17 protein-coding genes and 1 pseudogene are annotated in these 17772 nt (G+C 43.0%); 7 read left to right on the plus strand and 11 right to left on the minus strand.

All coding sequences use genetic code 11. The annotated features are described in order from the left end of the window. Positions 1-5 precede the first annotated feature (5 nt). From rplB to rpsJ, 5 genes are read right to left on the minus strand one after another with little or no spacing between them, the layout of a single operon-like run. Entirely contained in the window at positions 6-839 is an 834-nt protein-coding gene (gene rplB, locus CS921_RS08580) for a 50S ribosomal protein L2 (protein WP_099222933.1), read from the minus strand. 40 nt (positions 840-879) lie between these two features. After that, positions 880-1164: a 50S ribosomal protein L23 gene (gene rplW, locus CS921_RS08585; protein WP_099222935.1), complete on the minus strand. Its 285-nt coding sequence runs from the start codon at positions 1162-1164 to the stop codon at positions 880-882. Next, entirely contained in the window at positions 1164-1787 is a 624-nt protein-coding gene (gene rplD / locus CS921_RS08590) for a 50S ribosomal protein L4 (protein WP_099222937.1), read from the minus strand. Before rplD ends, rplW begins: the two co-directional genes overlap by 1 nt. Before the next feature lie 25 nt (positions 1788-1812). Continuing rightward, positions 1813-2442 (minus strand): 50S ribosomal protein L3, encoded by a 630-nt coding sequence (gene rplC, locus CS921_RS08595; RefSeq protein WP_099222939.1) that lies wholly within the window; start codon positions 2440-2442, stop codon positions 1813-1815. A gap of 57 nt (positions 2443-2499) precedes the next feature. Continuing rightward, positions 2500-2808 carry a 30S ribosomal protein S10 gene (gene rpsJ / locus CS921_RS08600; protein ID WP_025729837.1) on the minus strand — a complete coding sequence of 103 codons (309 nt, stop codon included), beginning with the start codon at positions 2806-2808 and terminating at the stop codon, positions 2500-2502. A gap of 418 nt (positions 2809-3226) precedes the next feature. On the opposite strand from rpsJ, the pseudogene CS921_RS15865 reads away from it, so the two are divergent. Then, positions 3227-4225: pseudogene (locus tag CS921_RS15865) on the plus strand (HAMP domain-containing protein); the annotation flags it as partial. Then, entirely contained in the window at positions 4220-5185 is a 966-nt protein-coding gene (locus CS921_RS15870) for a methyl-accepting chemotaxis protein (RefSeq protein ID WP_420843750.1), read from the plus strand. The pseudogene CS921_RS15865 and the gene CS921_RS15870, both read left to right, overlap by 6 nt. A 78-nt stretch (positions 5186-5263) precedes the next feature. On the opposite strand, the gene CS921_RS08610 is transcribed toward CS921_RS15870, so the two are convergent. The 5 genes from CS921_RS08610 to pplA form a co-directional block, all read right to left on the minus strand. Beyond that, positions 5264-6610, minus strand: coding sequence for an Nramp family divalent metal transporter (locus CS921_RS08610; protein ID WP_099222943.1), 1347 nt, complete (start codon positions 6608-6610; stop codon positions 5264-5266). Between the two features lie 175 nt (positions 6611-6785). Continuing rightward, positions 6786-7583 carry an FAD export ECF transporter transmembrane subunit FmnA gene (gene fmnA / locus CS921_RS08615; RefSeq protein WP_099223070.1) on the minus strand — a complete coding sequence of 266 codons (798 nt, stop codon included), beginning with the start codon at positions 7581-7583 and terminating at the stop codon, positions 6786-6788. A 24-nt stretch (positions 7584-7607) separates the two neighbouring features. Further along, complete coding sequence (menA, locus tag CS921_RS08620; RefSeq protein ID WP_099222945.1) at positions 7608-8567, minus strand: 1,4-dihydroxy-2-naphthoate polyprenyltransferase; 960 nt, start codon at positions 8565-8567, stop codon at positions 7608-7610. Positions 8568-8583: 16 nt separating this feature from the next. Further along, positions 8584-9669 carry an FAD:protein FMN transferase gene (locus CS921_RS08625; protein WP_099222947.1) on the minus strand — a complete coding sequence of 362 codons (1086 nt, stop codon included), beginning with the start codon at positions 9667-9669 and terminating at the stop codon, positions 8584-8586. A 173-nt stretch (positions 9670-9842) separates the two neighbouring features. Continuing rightward, positions 9843-10742: an extracellular electron transfer flavoprotein PplA gene (gene pplA / locus CS921_RS08630; RefSeq protein ID WP_099222949.1), complete on the minus strand. Its 900-nt coding sequence runs from the start codon at positions 10740-10742 to the stop codon at positions 9843-9845. Positions 10743-11192: 450 nt separating this feature from the next. Here pplA and CS921_RS08635 point away from each other — a divergent pair, with 450 nt between their 5' ends. The 5 genes from CS921_RS08635 to CS921_RS08655 all read left to right on the plus strand — a co-directional run bounded on the left by CS921_RS08635 (position 11193) and on the right by CS921_RS08655 (position 16665). Continuing rightward, on the plus strand, positions 11193-13079 hold the full coding sequence (locus tag CS921_RS08635; RefSeq protein ID WP_099222951.1) for an FAD-dependent oxidoreductase: 1887 nt from the start codon (positions 11193-11195) through the stop codon (positions 13077-13079). A 158-nt stretch (positions 13080-13237) separates the two neighbouring features. Further along, entirely contained in the window at positions 13238-13681 is a 444-nt protein-coding gene (locus CS921_RS08640) for a NusG domain II-containing protein (protein WP_099223072.1), read from the plus strand. A 37-nt stretch (positions 13682-13718) separates the two neighbouring features. Then, the gene (eetB, locus tag CS921_RS08645; protein WP_099222953.1) at positions 13719-14261 is read left to right on the plus strand and encodes a flavinylation system FAD exporter subunit EetB; all 543 of its coding nucleotides are present in this window, start codon (positions 13719-13721) and stop codon (positions 14259-14261) included. A gap of 23 nt (positions 14262-14284) precedes the next feature. Then, a complete protein-coding gene (locus tag CS921_RS08650) occupies positions 14285-15265 on the plus strand; it encodes a polyprenyl synthetase family protein (protein ID WP_099222955.1) in 981 nt (326 codons plus the stop codon). A 65-nt stretch (positions 15266-15330) separates the two neighbouring features. Continuing rightward, a complete protein-coding gene (locus CS921_RS08655; RefSeq protein ID WP_099222957.1) occupies positions 15331-16665 on the plus strand; it encodes a metallophosphoesterase in 1335 nt (444 codons plus the stop codon). An 81-nt stretch (positions 16666-16746) separates the two neighbouring features. On the opposite strand, the gene CS921_RS08660 is transcribed toward CS921_RS08655, so the two are convergent. Beyond that, entirely contained in the window at positions 16747-17751 is a 1005-nt protein-coding gene (locus CS921_RS08660) for a DUF4003 family protein (protein ID WP_099222959.1), read from the minus strand. Between the last annotated feature and the right edge of the window lie 21 nt (positions 17752-17772).

Consider the following 17772-nt stretch of genomic DNA (forward strand, 5'->3'; position numbering starts at 1 on the left):
GATGCTTATTTACCTTTACGACGACGTACGATAAATTTATCGGAGTTATTGTTTTTCTTACGTGTTTTGTAACCAAGTGTTGGTTTGCCCCATGGAGACATTGGAGATTTACGTCCGATTGGTGCGCGTCCTTCACCACCACCATGTGGGTGATCGTTAGGGTTCATTACAGAACCACGAACTGTAGGGCGTTTACCCATCCAACGGGAACGACCAGCTTTACCGATGTTGATTAGTTCGTGTTGTTCGTTACCAACTTGACCGATAGTTGCGCGGCAAGTAGCAAGAATCATACGAACTTCACCGGAGTTAAGACGGATTAGTACGTATTTGCCTTCTTTACCAAGCACCTGAGCACTTGTTCCAGCAGAACGTACAAGTTGTCCACCTTTTCCTGGTTTCATTTCGATATTGTGGACAACAGTACCCACAGGAATATCTTTAAGTTCTAGTGCATTACCAACTTTGATGTCGGCATCTGCTCCAGAGTAAATTGTTTGGCCAACTTCAAGGCCTTTAGCAGCGATGATGTAACGTTTTTCACCATCAGCATAGTTAATCAAAGCAATATTAGCAGAGCGGTTAGGATCGTATTCGATTGTTGCAACACGACCTGGAATGCCGTCTTTATTACGTTTGAAATCGATCACGCGGTATTGGCGTTTATGGCCACCGCCGTGATGACGAACAGTCAACTTACCTTGGTTGTTACGGCCAGCTTTTTTCTTCATAGGACGTAGTAAAGATTTTTCTGGAGTACTTGTCGTAATCTCAGCGAAATCAGAACTTGTCATATTACGGCGGCCGTTTGTGGTAGGTTTATACTTTTTAATCGCCATGTTTTTCCCTCCTCATTAGAATTTTATTCTAAACGTTCAATTAAACTTCAAAGAATTGAATTTCGTTACTGTCAGCTGTAAGTGTAACAATCGCTTTACGACGTTTGTTTGTATAGCCAACATAACGGCCCATGCGTTTCTTTTTACCTTTGTAGTTCATGATGTTGACTTTAGCAACTTTCACATCAAAGATTTCTTCAATCGCATGTTTTACATGAGTTTTAGTCGCGCGAGTATCTACTTCAAAAGTGTATTTCTTGTCATCAAGAATACTTGTAGATTCTTCTGTTACGACTGGGCGCTTAATGATGTCGCGTGCATCCATTATGCAAGCACCTCCTCTACTTTTTCGACAGCTGCTTTCGTGATAACAAGTTTATCATGGCTAGCAACTTCTAGTACTGAGATACTTTCAGCTGGGATAACTGTAATGCCAGGAAGATTGCGTGCAGATAGTTCTACATTTTCGCTTTCGCCTGCTACTACAACAAGAGCTTTCGTATCAACAGAGATATTTTTAAGGAAAGCCGCGAAGTCTTTTGTTTTTGGCGCTTCAAAAGCAAGATTTTCAAGAACAATGATGTTCTCGTCATTCACTTTAGTAGAAAGAACTGATTTAAGCGCTAAACGGCGAACTTTCTTCGGTAATTTGTACGCATACGAGCGAGGAGTTGGGCCAAATACGATACCGCCACCACGCCATTGCGGGGAACGAATCGAGCCTTGACGAGCACGACCAGTACCTTTTTGACGCCATGGTTTACGTCCACCACCACGTACTTCAGAACGATTTTTAACTTTATGAGTTCCTTGACGTAAGGAAGCTCTTTGGCTCAAAATCACATCAACAACAACGTTTTCGTTTGGTTCGATCCCGAAAACCGCATCATTCAAAGTGATTTCGCCTGCTTTAGATCCGTCTTGTTTAAGTAAACTTAATTTTGGCATTCGTTAGTCCTCCTTTCCAGAATAATTATTTTGCTTTAATAGCAGTTTTAATTTGAACTAATGATTTTTTCGCACCAGGAACATTGCCTTTAACTAGAAGCAAGTTCTTTTCTACATCTACTTTCACGATTTCAAGGTTTTGAATCGTGATTTGTTCGCCACCAGTACGACCTGGCAAACGTTTATTTTTGAATACACGGTTAGGCGCTACAGGACCCATAGAACCAGGGCGACGATGGTAACGAGAACCGTGAGCCATTGGTCCACGAGATTGTCCGTGGCGTTTGATAACACCTTGGAATCCTTTACCTTTCGATACGCCAGTTGCGTCTACGATGTCACCTTCTGCGAATACATCTACTTTTACTTCTGCACCAATCTCATACTCGTCTAAGTTTACATCGCGGAATTCGCGAATGAAGCGCTTAGGAGCAGTATTGGCTTTTGCTACATGACCTTTTTCGGGTTTGTTTGCCAGTTTTTCACGTTTGTCTTCAAAGCCGATTTGTACCGCTTCGTAGCCGTCCGTGTCAACAGTTTTCTTTTGAAGTACGACGTTTTGTCCTGCTTCGATTACTGTTACTGGAATAAGTTCACCACTTTCAGTGAAAACTTGTGTCATCCCTACTTTTCTTCCTAAGATTCCTTTGGTCATGAGTCACACCTCCTGTTAATTGAAATTTTTAATTTGGCTTTTATAGAAGCCTTGGATTTATAGTTTGATTTCGATATCCACACCGCTTGGCAAGTCTAAACGCATCAAGCTATCCACAGTTTGTGGTGTTGGATTAACGATGTCGATTAAACGTTTGTGTGTACGCATTTCGAATTGCTCACGAGAATCCTTGTATTTGTGGACCGCACGCAAAATCGTGTAAACAGATTTTTCTGTTGGAAGCGGAATCGGACCAGATACAGAAGCACCAGAACGTTTCGCAGTTTCTACGATTTTTTCAGCAGATTGATCCAAGATACGGTGATCATAAGCCTTCAAACGAATACGAATTTTTTGTTTTGCCATTATTTTCCCTCCTTCTCGCCTACTTTTAAAATAGACATTCTCCATGGAAATTACCTGAGTGCCCCGCCATGGCAAAGCGGCCGGGCGTGTCAGCAACCTTCCACTTCATCACATCTACAACCCCAACGTATTGGGGGTGTCATGGCAAAATGGACAGACGTATACCTCCCCATTTGCACCTTATCTATTATACACGGGTTGCCGCCTATTATCAACCGCTTTTTGAAAAAAGTTTGCGATTATTTTCATGGATGATTTTCATAAAATCCGCCCAGACTTCATTATCAGGAAAACTAATTATTTTATTAAAAAATATATTAAGTTTTTTAATAAAATATGATACTATGAAAACAAGAATTACATTTTATAAAAAAACGGAGGATTCGTCATGAGATTCAAACCAAAAACCCGACACTCGATGTCACTTGGGAAAAAATTACTTTTTTCCTTCCTTATTATTTTAGTTTTAGCGTTAGCCGCTGCATCACTTTTCGCCTTTATCACTTCCAGAGCCAATCTAAAAGAGCAGACCACCTCAAACTCTTCCACGATTGCCAATGGCGTGAGTAGGCTTGTAGATGGAGAAATCCAGCCCAAATGCGATGTGATTAATTATTTTATCGCACACGGAACTATTAATTTTGAACAGCCAGAGGTGATACAGAAGCAAATTGCTCCATTCGTCACCAGCTTCCCTGATATTGAGAGCATGATTGTCGCTAATGATACGAAGCAATTTGTTAACTATCCCACATCTGACATGACTGACTACGACCCCACTTCCCGCTTCTGGTACCAACAAGCCCAACTCGCAAATGGAGAAACCACGATTACCTCCCCCTATTTTTCTAAAGTCACCAATTCTATGACCATCGCTATTGCCAAAACCAGCCCGGATAAAAGAAATATCGCATCTCTTTTCCTTAGTTTAGAAGATTTGTCTAATATGGTTAAAAATACGAAAGTCGGGAAAAACGGCCACGCCTTTATCATTACTTCTGATGGGCACGTTGTAAGTGACAGTAAATGGGAAGCAGGGACAGATAATGATCTGACAAAAGAAATTGCTAACCAGAAGAAAGACCATCATACTTTTGAAACAAAAATCGAGGGCGAACCATTCCACATTACTTATGTCACAAATAAACTGACCGGTTGGAAAGTCGCGACTATGGTGCCAGATAAAGAAATTTCTGACGCATCACATGCACTGCTTTACCAAAATATCATTGTTCTGGTGATTGCAAGTGTGATCGGTGGCATTATTATTTGGCTGATTACACGCATGATCGCACGGCGCTTGAACAAACTGGTTAAAGCTGCTGAAGCGATCAGTACTGGGGACTTAACTGTAAAAATCAAAATCGAAAGCAATGATGAAATTGGTCGAATCGGTGATGCTTTCAACCAAATGAGGCAGTCTCTAAATGGGCTTATTCAATCCATTCACCGTTCAGCGGATGATATTGCTGCTTCTTCCGAGGAATTAACGGCCAGTGCAGAAGAAACAAGCAGCTCGACAAATGAAATCACCCATGCCATCAGCCGCTCTGCCCAGCAAACGGAAGAAAACAGCCAAATCATTGGGGAAAATGCTGAGCAGCTAAAAGAAGTCAACACATGGCTGCAAATGGCTTCGACCAGTGCGACCAATTTAGCCGAGCTCTCCCGCAACTCCGATAGCACCGCCAAGGAAGGCAATGAGCTGGTTCAAAAAGCGGTCAACGAGATGAATCAAATTGATACTTCCGTCACAACGGCAAACGGGGTCGTTCAAGGGCTGGCTAAAAAATCCGGCGATATTCAGACAATCTTGCAGACGATCAATCAAATTTCCGATCAGACGAACCTTCTGGCGCTAAATGCTGCTATCGAAGCGGCCCGTGCCGGCGAATCAGGAAAAGGCTTCAGCGTGGTAGCTGAGGAAGTTCGCAAACTAGCCGAGCAGTCCAGCGAAGCCGCTAAAAACATCGAGGGCCTCATTCGCGAAATCGTTGAAGAAATCCATGCCTCGCTGAAAACATTCGACAATATACAGTCCTCTGTTGCCGGTGGCTATAATGCTGTTCAGAAAACAGCTGAAAACTTCCAAGAGTTGCAAAAAGCGGCCGATTTGATTGCGACGGATTTAAATGGCATGAATAATCTGTTGGCCGAGGTCAGCGAAAACTCAGATCTAGTGTCAAGCGCCATGGAAAAAGTGAAGTCCAGTTCGATTGAAAGCACCCAGCATAACGCTGAAATTGCGGCATCCGCCGAAGAACAGCTGGCAGCCATGGAAGAGGTAACTGCCGCTTCCGAAAGTTTAGCCAAGCTTGCAGAAGACTTGCAAAAAGAAATCGAACAGTTTAAAACAGATGAGGAAATCAGGGCGTAATACAGAAAGCCCAATAAAAAAGCAGCGATCAAATGGGAGATCATTCCTGTTTGATTGCTGCTTATTTTTGATATTTACTTAACCTGTGAACGTTGAGATGATCAGCCAGACATTTAGCACGGTCAGCAGAATCGAAATGCCCCACGCGAGGATGATCACCCAAATTTTATTACGAAATTCGCCCATTAATTTCTTATTGCTGGTAAAAATCGTCAGCGGGATAATCGAAAATGGCAATGCAACACTCAAAAATACCTGCGAGTAAATGAGCAACTGTTCAACAACTGCCTCCGTGTCACCAAATACAAGGATACAAATTACCACTGGAATGATGGCAAGCACCCGCGTGAACATTCGTCTTGCCCACATTGGCATTCTCATGTGGATGTAGCCTTCCATAATAATTTGCCCCGTAAGCGTCCCTGTAATGGTTGAATTTTGCCCGGACGCTAGAAGAGCTACTGCGAACAGCACGCTTAGCACTGGGCTGGCAATCGCACCGACAATGCTCGAATCGTTCAAGGCGCGATATAGCTGCCCTAACGTATCCAAATTCCCTGTGTAGCCAAAGAATAAAGAGGCCCCTAGAATGAGCAGCAAGCAGTTGACAACAAATGCTACCGAAAGCTGGATGTTAGAGTCGATAGTGGCAAAACGGACGGCTTCCTTGATGGATTTTCGATCAGATCGATTGTACTGGCGGGCCTGAACGATTGACGAATGCAAGTACAGATTGTGTGGCATCACTGTCGCCCCCACAATCCCTAATGCAAGAAACAGCGCGCCTTTGTCTGTTACAATTTCCGTTTGTGGAACAAAGCCGCCAAGGATGTCGGCCATTTGTGGATTCGACACAATGACTTCATATAAAAAGATTACCAAGATAGTCGCAATTAGCGTGGCCACAATGGCTTCTATTTTACGAAAGCCGAAACGCGCCAGCAAAAGCAGCAAGAAAACATCGAAAACGGTGATAAAGACCCCTAATAATAGCGGGATATGAAATAACAGATTCAAAGCAATCGCACTACCGATAACTTCTGCAATATCGGTGGCCATGATGGCTAGTTCCGTGATGATCCACAGTACGAATCCCCATTTTTTCCCAGCTTTGAGCCGAGTCGCCTGCGCTAAGTCCATTCCTGTCACAATGCCCAATTTCGCCGACATACTTTGCAAGAGCATCGCGATCAAGCTGGACATCAAAATAACGGTCAAAAGTAAATAACCATACTGTGCGCCGCCTGCTATTGAAGTTACCCAGTTGCCCGGGTCCATATAGCCAACTGCCACCAGCGCCCCCGGTCCGGAAAACGCCAGCAGTTTGCGCCAAAAGCTGCCCTTTTCGGGAATCGGCACAGTATTGTTGATTTCTTCCAGGCTGTGCCCGTTTTCAGTTTTATACAGCAGCTTGTGTTTCTCCATATATATCCTCCTATTGTCGCTCGACTAAAAAAGTTTCCCTAATACAACTTTACGCTTTTATTGTACTCCGATTTTCAGAAAATGCAATGGTTTCGTTTTATTTTTTATCAATCTATTTGTGAAAAGGCGAAAAATGGCGCAAAAAAAGCCTGGCACCCAAGTAGTGCCAAGCTTTCTATACACGTAAAAAAATTAATGAGGCCGTTAGCAGAATCATGATCGAAAAGGCAAGGAAATCATCACTGTGCCAATGAAGCACTTTGAATTTCGTTCGGCCTTCGCCGCCTTGATAGCCTCTTGCTTCCATGGCATCCGCTAACTCTTCCGCCCGATTGAATGTCCCGACGAACAGCGGAATAAAAATCGGTACGACAGCTTTCATTTGTTCAAAAATATTCCCTTCGCCGAATTCCACACCACGTGCGCGCTGGGCTTTCATTATTTTATCTGTTTCTTCCATTATAGTTGGAATAAAACGGAGCGCCACTGTGATCATCAAAGCAATATCTTGAACTGGCATTTTAAAGATTTTGAACGGCCGCAACAAATATTCGATCGCATCTGTCAAATCCATCGGTGTCGTGGTTAGCGTGATTACCGCTGACATTATCGTAATCAGTGTGAAACGAATAAAGGTATAAAGCCCATTTTCAAGTCCAAATGCAGAAATCGTAAACGGGCCCCAATCAAAGTAGATCGTCCCGCCGCTTGTAAAAAGCACCTGCATCAGCACGGCAAACAAGATTAACCAGATCAGCGGCTTAACACCTTTGATATAGACCTTGGTTTTGATACCTGAAAGCAGAATGACCAGCCAAGTAAACAGGACTAGTAACAAATTCGTCTGCCAATTGTTTGCGAGAAACAAAATAAATATAAAATAGATGCCGCTTAGCAGCTTTGTTCTGGCATCAAGCTTGTGAATCAGAGACGCTCCAGGAACAAAACGTCCTAATATCAACTTGTCGATCATTTTCCCGGTCAGTCCCTTCAATCCTTAGATAAACTGCTGAAACAGCAAGCTAACTGCCATGAGTATCACAAGCGAAGCATTGATCACGAGGAAATTCTGGATACTGACAGCGAATGTTTTCGCCTTGACTTGCTCTTTGTTGAATCTTGTTAAATTTTTATATACTGGATAAATCGCCACAAGTGAAATCAGCATGATCGGGCTTAAATATCCCACCGCCACTGCAATAACCACGGCAGCAAAAGAGCCGTAATAAAGCCCGTTGAAAAGCAGGACGCCAATTTTTCTGCCGATATAATAAGGAAGTGTGTAGCGATGATTCCGAATATCCTCATCTAAATCGCACAGGTTATTCGCAAGCATGATGTTTGCGATTGTAAAAATACACGGTAAGGAAACGACGCCGATTCGGATGATCTCAAGCAGATTGAAACGAATGTCCACCCATTCTCCTTGCCAAATCAAATTAGCAATCCCGGCATCATAGGCGTTGACATAGACCGCTAAAAAGAATATTCCAAAGCCCATCGTCACGCCGGAAAAAATTTCTCCGAGTGGCATGCGGGAAAGCGGTACTGGTCCAAATGTATAAAGAATCCCTATGCAAAAGCATACAAAGCCGATCAATAGAACCAGCAGATCCGTGCGAAACACTAGCCAGATACCCAGACCGGTCGCAATGAAAAACATGATAAAAATCAGCGTGATCACATTGCGTTCTGGTATCTGCTCCTGCCCGATCACATTCTTCATCGCTCGGTAATCATAATCATGATTGTTCGTCGCCTTGCGATAGTCCATATAATTGTTGATTGCCGTGGTGGTCAAATCAAAAATCAGCATGGCACTAAAGAAAATCAGCGTGTTGCCCCATTTGAATTCACCGTACTGGTATACGACAAATAATGTCCCCAGCATAAACGGAAAAACACTGGCAATCTTCGTCCTGATTTCGACCAAATTTAGAAAAGTTGAAATCGACACTTTTCCAACCTCCCCTTTACTTCATCTCCGCCATTTCAAAATCATCATTTGTTAGTTTGAATGTATCTTTCAATCCGGAAGTCACGTAAACCTTCTTCTCTTTGCTGACAAAAATAGCTTCTACGCCATCAAATTGTTCAATGTAGTCCATGCCGCCTTCAATCCCTTTCGAGAATGTAGCCGTTGAAAGTCCGTCTCCGTCGATCGACTTATCTGAAATTATGCTGACACCTGCAATGTCATTATCATACGGATAGCCTGTTTTTGGATTGAGGATATGGTGATATTTTACACCATCTACTTCCACATAGCGTTCATAAATGCCTGAGGTAACAATCGAACGGTTCTTTTCAGGAATTGTCCCAATGATTTCTCCGCGTGGCGAAAATGGATCCTGAATGCCAACTGTCCATTTGCCATCATCCGCTTTTGGACTGTTTCCGCGCACGTAAATGTTGCCGCCAAGGTCGATAATGCCTGTCGTGACATCATTTTCTGCAAATATTTTATTGACTTCATCCGTGATGTAACCTTTGGCAATCCCGCCAAGGTCAAGCTCCATGCCTTCTTTTGTCAGGTAGACGGTTTGGGCATCTTCGTCCAGCTCGACATTGTGGTAATCAATCAGCGGCAAGACAGCATCAATTTCTTCCTGCGAAGGTTTTCTCGCATCTGAAAAACCGATATGCCACAGACTCGTTAGCGGTCCAATCGTAATATCAAAGCTGCCACCTGAGTTTTCACTATATTCCAGACCTTTTTTGACTAGATAGAAAACGTCGTCCGAAACCTTCACTGGTTCTTTGCCTGCCGCTTGATTAATTTTATCTACTTCCGAGTCTTTACCGTCATCATTAACGGTGATTTCTTTGTCCATTTGTTCCACACGATCAAAAGCTTTATCAAGAACATCTTCTTTGCCTTTATCGTAAATCTTAAGGGTTACTTCTGTTCCCATCAAAAATTCCGTCTTGGAGTACGGGGTGTCAAGAAGTGTTGTTTTAGGTTTATCCTTACTATTACTGTCGCTTGAGCTACCGCCGCATGCAGTTAGTGATAGTACAAGTGAGCACGCAAGCAGTAACAGAAACCATTTTTTCATTTAGTTCACCTTTTCTGTCAGTTACTTTACTTTGTAACTATAGCGTAAAATGGGTAGGCTGGCTATAGTTCAGATTTCATATTTAAACGGTCATTATTTGCGAGAAAAAAAGCTGACCCAATCAATGCTTGGGTCAGCTTGGGTATTGTTACTTCATCATAACTGTTTCTGAATTATTCAGCTTTGTTGTAAACTTTGATTGTTTTAGTGTCGCCGTTTTGAGCTGCATTTTCAAGTTGAGCTGCATAAAGTTTGAATGTTTCAGAAGAGTGAGTTGCACCAGATACTGTATCAACAGATGCTGGATCTTGTTTTTCTACTAGAGATTTGTTTAGTGCTGGGATGTATTCTTGTGGACCAGTACCAGATTTAGCTTTCATGTTCTTTTCATAGTCAGCGTCATCTGTTTTCTTGTCGCCATCTTTGTTTACATAGTTGTAATCAGAGTTAGTGATTTTGCCATCTTTTACATCAATGGAGAATACTACACGATAGTCGTTAGAGTAGTTTTGTTCCTCTAGTGTGTAAGTACCGTCTTGCATGTCAGCACCATTGTTGATTTTGATTGTAGAAGTATCGCCAGCTTGAGAAGCTTCGATCAATTGGTTTGCATAGTTAATGAAAGAATCAGAAGAGTGAGTTGCACCAGATACAACTTCTACGCCAGAAGCAGCTTGTGCTTTTACTAGAGAATCTTCAAGTTCTGGAATGTATTCTTGTGGACCAGTACCAGATTTAGCTTTCATGTTCTTTTCGTAGTCAGCGTCTTCAGATTTCAATTCGCCGTCTTTGTTTTTGTAGTCATAGTCAGCTTTTGTAATCTTGCCGTCTTTTACTTCGATGCTCATGAAGCCTTTCCAGCCATTGTCATCGTAGTTTTGTTCTTCCAATTTGTAAGTACCGTCGTTCATTGTACCGTCAGTTTTGATATCCTTCTTAGCAGTTTCCGTTTGCTTAGAATCAGAATCTTTCTTGTCAGAACTTGACGAAGAATCACTGCTGCCACAACCTACTAGCAAGATACTTGTAGCTGCTACTGCAGTAACACCCATTGCAATTTTTTTCAGTTCCATAATTTTGCTCCCACCTTTTAATAAAATAAAATGATTGTGAAATCGCGAACATAGATTTTCATACGATGAAAGCGACAACACTTTTTTACATATCAAATGATACCATCTAGCCCTGCTTTTGTCTAGGTCTTTCCTAAAGACAAAATAAGAAAAATATTCTAAAAATGACCATTGAATTAGCTAAAATGACATTTTTGTTGAAAAAATACTTCCATTATAAGGAAATTATAATCAAAATAGATATTCTGACAATTCAATCGGGTATTTTTGCCCATAAAAATACGCCATTATAATAGAAAGAACCATTTTTTTCTTTTAGCCTATTATCTATGTAAATCATCTAGACATTTACCCCTGAAATCTGTTACACTATGTTAGGTTATTAGTATACTTTTATAATTGGACTGATACTATTTTTGTGAATAAACTTACAAGGAGTTGAGAAAGCATATGCCTGAAAAAAATATTGTTCTAATAGGGGCAGGGTATGCAGGTGTACATGCGGCTAAAAAATTAGCCAAGAAATATAAGAAAGATAAATCTGTCAAAATTACTTTGATCGATCGTCATTCTTATCACACCATGATGACAGAATTACATGAAGTTGCTGGTGGTCGGGTGGAACCTACTGCGATTCAATACGATTTACGTCGTTTGTTCAATCGCTCAAAAGTCAACCTGGTAACAGACAATGTAACAAAAGTCGATCATGAAAAGAAAGTGGTCACAACTGAACATGGAAGCTATCCGTTCGACTATCTCGTACTTGGTATGGGTGGTGAACCGAATGACTTTGGTACACCTGGAGTCGGTGAACACGGTTTTACATTATGGTCTTGGGAAGATTCCGTTCGTTTACGTCGTCATATTGAAGACATCGTAACACAAGCAAGCCGTGAGCAAGATGTTGAAAAACGCAAAGCCATGCTTCGCTTCGTTGTCTGTGGTTCTGGATTTACTGGAATCGAAATGGTCGGCGAACTAATCGACTGGAAAGCGCGTCTTGCAAAAGACAATAAGATTGATCCTGACGAAATCGAATTGATGGTCGTTGAAGCAGCACCAACCATCCTTAACATGCTTGAACGTCGTGATGCTGATAAAGCTGAAAAATTCATGAACAAAAAAGGTGTTAAGATTGTTAAGAACGCAGCGATTGTTGAAGTTAAACCTGAAAGCATCGCACTAAAATCCGGTGAAGAAGTTCCAACTCATACACTGATCTGGACTGCCGGCGTTCGTGCTAACTCTGATACAAAAGATTACGGAATGGAAACTGCTCGTGCCGGTCGTCTTAAAGTCAACCAGTACATGGAAGCAGAGAAATTCGAAAACACATATGTCATTGGGGACCTTGCTTATTTTGAAGATGACGGCAAGCCAACTCCACAAATCGTTGAAGCTGCTGAGCAAACTGGTATGACTGCTGCTAAAAGCATTATTGCCGAAATCAGTGGTGGCCAAAAAGAAGCCTTCCAAGGTAAATATCATGGTGTAATGGTTTCTATTGGTTCTAAATACGGGGTTGCTCACTTATCCAGCTTGCATCTGTCCGGCTGGTTCGCAATCTTTATGAAACACATGGTCAACCTGTACTACTTCTTCGGTATTCGCAGCGGTTACTACATGTGGCAATATATCATGCATGAATTCTTCCACATTAAAGATCACCGCAACATTTTCCGTGGCTGGTCTTCCCGTTATGGAAACGTTCTTTGGAGCTTGCCGCTTCGTGTTTATCTCGGCTGGTTCTGGATTGATGAAGCTCTTGCCAAAATCTACGGCGAAACTACTTGGGACAAAGTCAGCTTGACAAACTTGAGCCCATTATTCAATGGTCTTGGGGATGATTCCTGGCTTACAGCTACTACTTCTAAAATGCCGTTCGACTGGTTGCAAACTGCTGCTACTTCCGGCGCAAGTCAAGCTGCCGGTGATGCTGCTGGGGCTGCCGCTCAAAACGTAACAACACCAATTTTGAGCCATATGCCTGGTTGGTTTGAATGGATTATGAAGCTAATCATGCCAAACCAAGACGTTGCTCTTTTCATGCAAAAAGTGGTTCCATTTGTTGAACTTGCAATCGGTCTTGCACTGGTTGTCGGTCTCTTCACTTGGCTTGCAAGCATCGGAAGCATTGGTTTCCTTGCAATGTTCACACTTAGCGCTATGCTTGGTTGGGACAAATTCTGGGCGCTTCCTGCATCGATCGCTATGCTAAACGGTGCTGGACGTACATTCGGTCTGGATTACTGGGCTGTTCCTTGGTTCCAAAAACATTTGGGCCACTGGTGGTACGGTAAGCCTCGGTCGATTTATCGAGACTCTAACAGATAACAACCTTGAAAATACCAGATAAGCGGAAGGGCTGCTGCTCTTTCGCTTATCTTTTATTATCTACCCTTTTCGAGTGAAAAAGAGATGTATTTTTTAATTATTTCCTTTACAATAAGGGAAGTGAAGAAAATTTTTAGAGAGGAAGAAGAAAGATGGGCATCAAACCTTATTTAAAAATGATCCGCCGCTGGGATATTGTGATTATCATCATGCTGACGCTGCTTTCTTTTTTGCCTCTAGTAATTTTCACGGTCGTAAATGCCAATCAGGATAGTGAAACTGCTTCAAAAGGCAAAGCGTATGTTGCGGTCATCAGTGTGGACAACAAAGAATACAAACGCGTAAAGCTCACCGGCCACAAAGGTACCGACACCTTTACAGTCAAGCAGGACGACGGAGATTATAATACGATTGAAGTCAAAGATGAACAGATTCGGATTAGTGGGGCCAATTGTTCCGATCAGGTTTGCGTCAGAATGAACCCGATTAGTAAACCTTCTGATAACCCGATTATCTGTATCCCGCACAAACTCGTTATTCAAGTGGAAAGTGAAAACGACAGCTCTGATGATGATGGCGAAGACGTGATTTTATCTTCTTAAGTAAAGAAATTTTTAACAGTAAGGACAGTGACCTTTTATGACAAAAAATAAACGCTTGGTCTATATTGCGCTTCTTGCCGCACAGGCAGTTGTCCTGAGTCTTGTCGAGCGGGCAATCCCCTCACCTTTCGCCTTTGCACCGGGAGCCAAACTGGGGCTGGCTAATGTGATCACTTGTATCTCTTTATATACGCTTTCCGCCAAAGATACTTTTATGATTATCTGCATTCGCCTTGTACTAAGCACTTTACTCGGAGGAACGCTATCGACATTTCTTTATAGTGCGGCGGGTGCCATTCTCAGCTTTCTTGGCATGTGGGCCGTTCAAAAACTGGGGCCGAAAAGGGTTAGTATTATTGGTGTCAGCGTGACAGGCGGCGTCATGCATAACGTAGGTCAGCTAGTCGTGGCCAGCTGGGTCGCTCAAAGCTGGACGGTTATGGGGTATTTACCGGTTCTTTCATTCATCGGCATCCTAACGGGTATCGCCATCGGTATCGCTGCCAACTACCTGCTTCAAAATGTTCAAACACTGCGCAACTTTTTTGAACTGAAAGAAAAACGTGCACTTTCGAAATAAATTTATAAAAAAGGAGTACCATTATGCAGCTTCATGCTATGTGGGAAGAATATCCCGCACTTCAAACGGATCTCACCGAAGTGCTTAATACAATTGAGAAAAATATTCAGATTCGCGATAAAAATGTTGAAACGACCATTAAAAATCTGATTCATGCGGGCGGTAAATTGCTTCGTCCTGCCTACGCGCTACTTTGCGCCCAGCTAGGTCCCGATTATGACCGCGAAAAAGCGATTGCTGTGGCCAGTGCACTAGAAGTTTTGCATATGGCGACGCTAATCCACGATGATGTTGTCGATGAATCTGAACTACGTCGTGGCCAGCCGACCATCCATTCACAGTATGGCAATCACTATGCCGTCTATACAGGCGATTATCTTTTCTGCATTTCTTTTAAAATTCTATCTGCGTATTCAGATTCTGCATCTAATATCGAATTTAGCAGTAAAAATATTGAAAAAATCCTGATGGGCGAACTCGATCAAATGCGGATGCGTTACAACATCCATACAACCGTTCGGGATTACTTGTCTCGTATTTCCGGTAAAACTGCGCAGCTTTTCGCGCTCAGCTGCTATTCTGGTGCAACTGCCAGCAATGCGCCGCGCACACTTGTGAGCCGTGCATGGAATATCGGTCATTACTTGGGGATGGCTTTTCAGATTATTGACGATGTGCTTGATTATACGAGTACGGACACCGGCCTTGGGAAGCCAGTTCTAAACGATGTGAAACAAGGCGTGTACTCTTTGCCGCTGATTTACGCACTTCAAGGTCATAAAAAGGAATTTGCACCGCTGCTCGATAAAAAAGAAGCGATGTCAGATGCCGATCTTCATGAACTCACGGCGCTTATCGAGCGTTATCAGGGCGTTCAAAAAGCCTTTGCACTGGCAGACAAATACACGAAGAAGGCGCTTAGAGAGATCAACCGCTTGCCTGATGGCGACTATAAAACGGATTTAAAATCCATCACTTCTAAAATTTTGACAAGAACGATTTAGTGATAGCTTGTGTTAGTTATCACTTTTTCTATATGTGAATAAATGAACAAAAAGGAGGTATCTCCATGCGCAAATGGAAAATTCTACTTTCCGGCCTCATGACTGCTACCCTTTTAACCGGATGTAGCACTGGACAGGCGGCAGAAGAAGAAAAAGTGACACCTGTGATTCCGAACAAGCAGGACTTAAAGATTGCCGTTTCTACTGATATTCATTATTTAGCACCCGAATTGACGGACGGCGGGCCTGCTTTTCAAAAATATGTCGCAAATGGCGATGGAAAACAGCTGGCATATAGCGATCAGATTACAGATGCTTTTTTCGAGCAAGTGGAAAAGCAGCAGGCGGATATACTGATTCTAAGCGGTGATTTAACCAATAATGGTGAAAAAGCCAGTCACGAGGAATTAGCCGAAAAATTGACGGCCGTTGAGAAAGCCGGTACGGATGTCTATGTGATTCCAGGCAATCATGACATCAATAATCCCTGGGCTAGAAGCTTTTCGGGCGACGAGCAACAAGTGACGGATGATATCACACCGGAGGACTTTGAGAAAATCTATCAGGCGTTCGGCTATGAGGAAGCCATCAGTCGAGACGCTTATTCCCTCAGCTACCTAGCACCAGCCAGCAAGGACGTGTGGCTTTTGATGCTCGACACTAGTATCTATGATTCCAATAAACAGGTTGGCAGTCCGACTACAGAGGGCGGATTGACGACGGGCACGCTTGAGTGGGTCGACGAGATGGCCAAACTGGCAGATAAGCAGGGGGCCAAAATTGTCCCTGTCATGCATCATAACCTAACCGATCACAGCAGTGTCATTCAGGACGGTTATACGATCAATTATGCGGACAATGTAGTCGAGACTTTTGCTGATTGTGGCTTTGAATTCTCTCTAAGCGGCCACATCCATACGCAAAATATTGCCACGGCTACTGCTGAAAACGGCACTCAGATTACCGACATTGTCACCAATGCCCTTTCTGTCTATCCGCACAAGTATGGAATGATTGATTATCATCATGATAAGAAGCAATTTGACTACACGGCCAAGCCACTTGATATGGAGGCCTGGGCGCGGGAACATCAGGCTGCGGATCCGAATCTTCTACAGTTTGACACGTTCGACTATGAGACTTTCTATCAAAATGGCTATAACAAGGCGATGGAAGATTTGTCGACTAATCAGGTGCTTAAAAACTATTCCGATGACGATAAGCAAAAAATGGCTGACACGATGGCGATCGACAACATGTGTTTCTTTGCGGGAGAGGAACCGCCAAAAACGGCCGGGGATACACTTTGGCAAGAGGCGCCGGACAGCTTTTTACGTGATTATATTGTTAGCACCCAGTTGCCACTCAAACAGGATAATAACCACTGGACAAGCAAATAAAAGAAGCCGCCCAATCCGAGCGGTCTGCCTTACGAGTTAGACTTTTAAGCAGGCTTCTCATGACTTGGACGGCTTTCTTTTTTAACTACTGCTTGAGGAGGCAGCTGCGGCACTTGCAGCGGCTGCAGCACTGACGGCGGCCGCCTGCTCGATGGCAATCAGAACGTGTACACTGATCATCAGGCTTTCGATTTGTGCTTGGCTCATTTCCCCTACGCGTTGTTCTGTATAGAGGCTGAGTGCGAGCGCTGTCTGAAAGGCTGCCCCTTCAAAGCGAAGGCCTTTTTGTACACGGATTTGCTGAATCAACGCTTCTAGTTCCTCTGTTGCCGGTTCTCCCTGAGTGAGAAAAGTCAGAATGCCCAGCGTCACATAATGGAGTGGCTTCACGCGAATTTTCTTTTCTTTTAAGCTGCGGTAAACTCGCCGGTACTGTTGAATAAAATTCTTTTCTCGATTCGGATATAGGCAGGTCGCGGTTGCAGCCAAGAATTGCAAGCTATTTTCTTTTTTCAAACCAATGTCGGCAAACTGTTGAAAGTAATATTCATTTCGTGCAGCAATCGCTTCTGGCTTCTCTTCAGAGGGGAGTCCAGCAAGTAAAACAGCCGATGTGACATCCTCCGTTCCAGTTAAAAATGGATGGTCTTTGCGGATAAGTTGATAAATTTCTCTTGCCCGACTGGCCAGTTGCTGTCTTTCTTCCGGTGGATATTTTAGCAGCAGATAGGCGGCAAAATATGTATACTCAGTGCGCTTAAAACCAGCTCCTATCAACATCTGATAATTTTGAATGACACTTGAAACTAAATCCTCCTCTTCGTAAGCATCTGCTAGAAGTAAGCCGGCAATTGAAACGCGCGTATTGGTTGTAAGGGCTGTAAAAGAGCCTAGCGCCTTTTTGAATTGCTGGTTGAGCTCTGAAAAGTCTTCCAGATTAATCGTTTCGTTTTTCCCTGTAAATAAACAGGCGATCAAGAGCTGGATTCGTTTTGCAGCAAAACCGGTTTTACTTTTCCGTACTAAGTCATAGTTTTCCATGAGTAAAGTTGTCAGTTGGTCTGACGTTGCTAGATTTTCTTTCATCTCTATCCACTCCTCTCCTTT

The organism is Listeria costaricensis (assembly GCF_900183385.1).
Taxonomy (GTDB): domain Bacteria; phylum Bacillota; class Bacilli; order Lactobacillales; family Listeriaceae; genus Listeria; species Listeria costaricensis.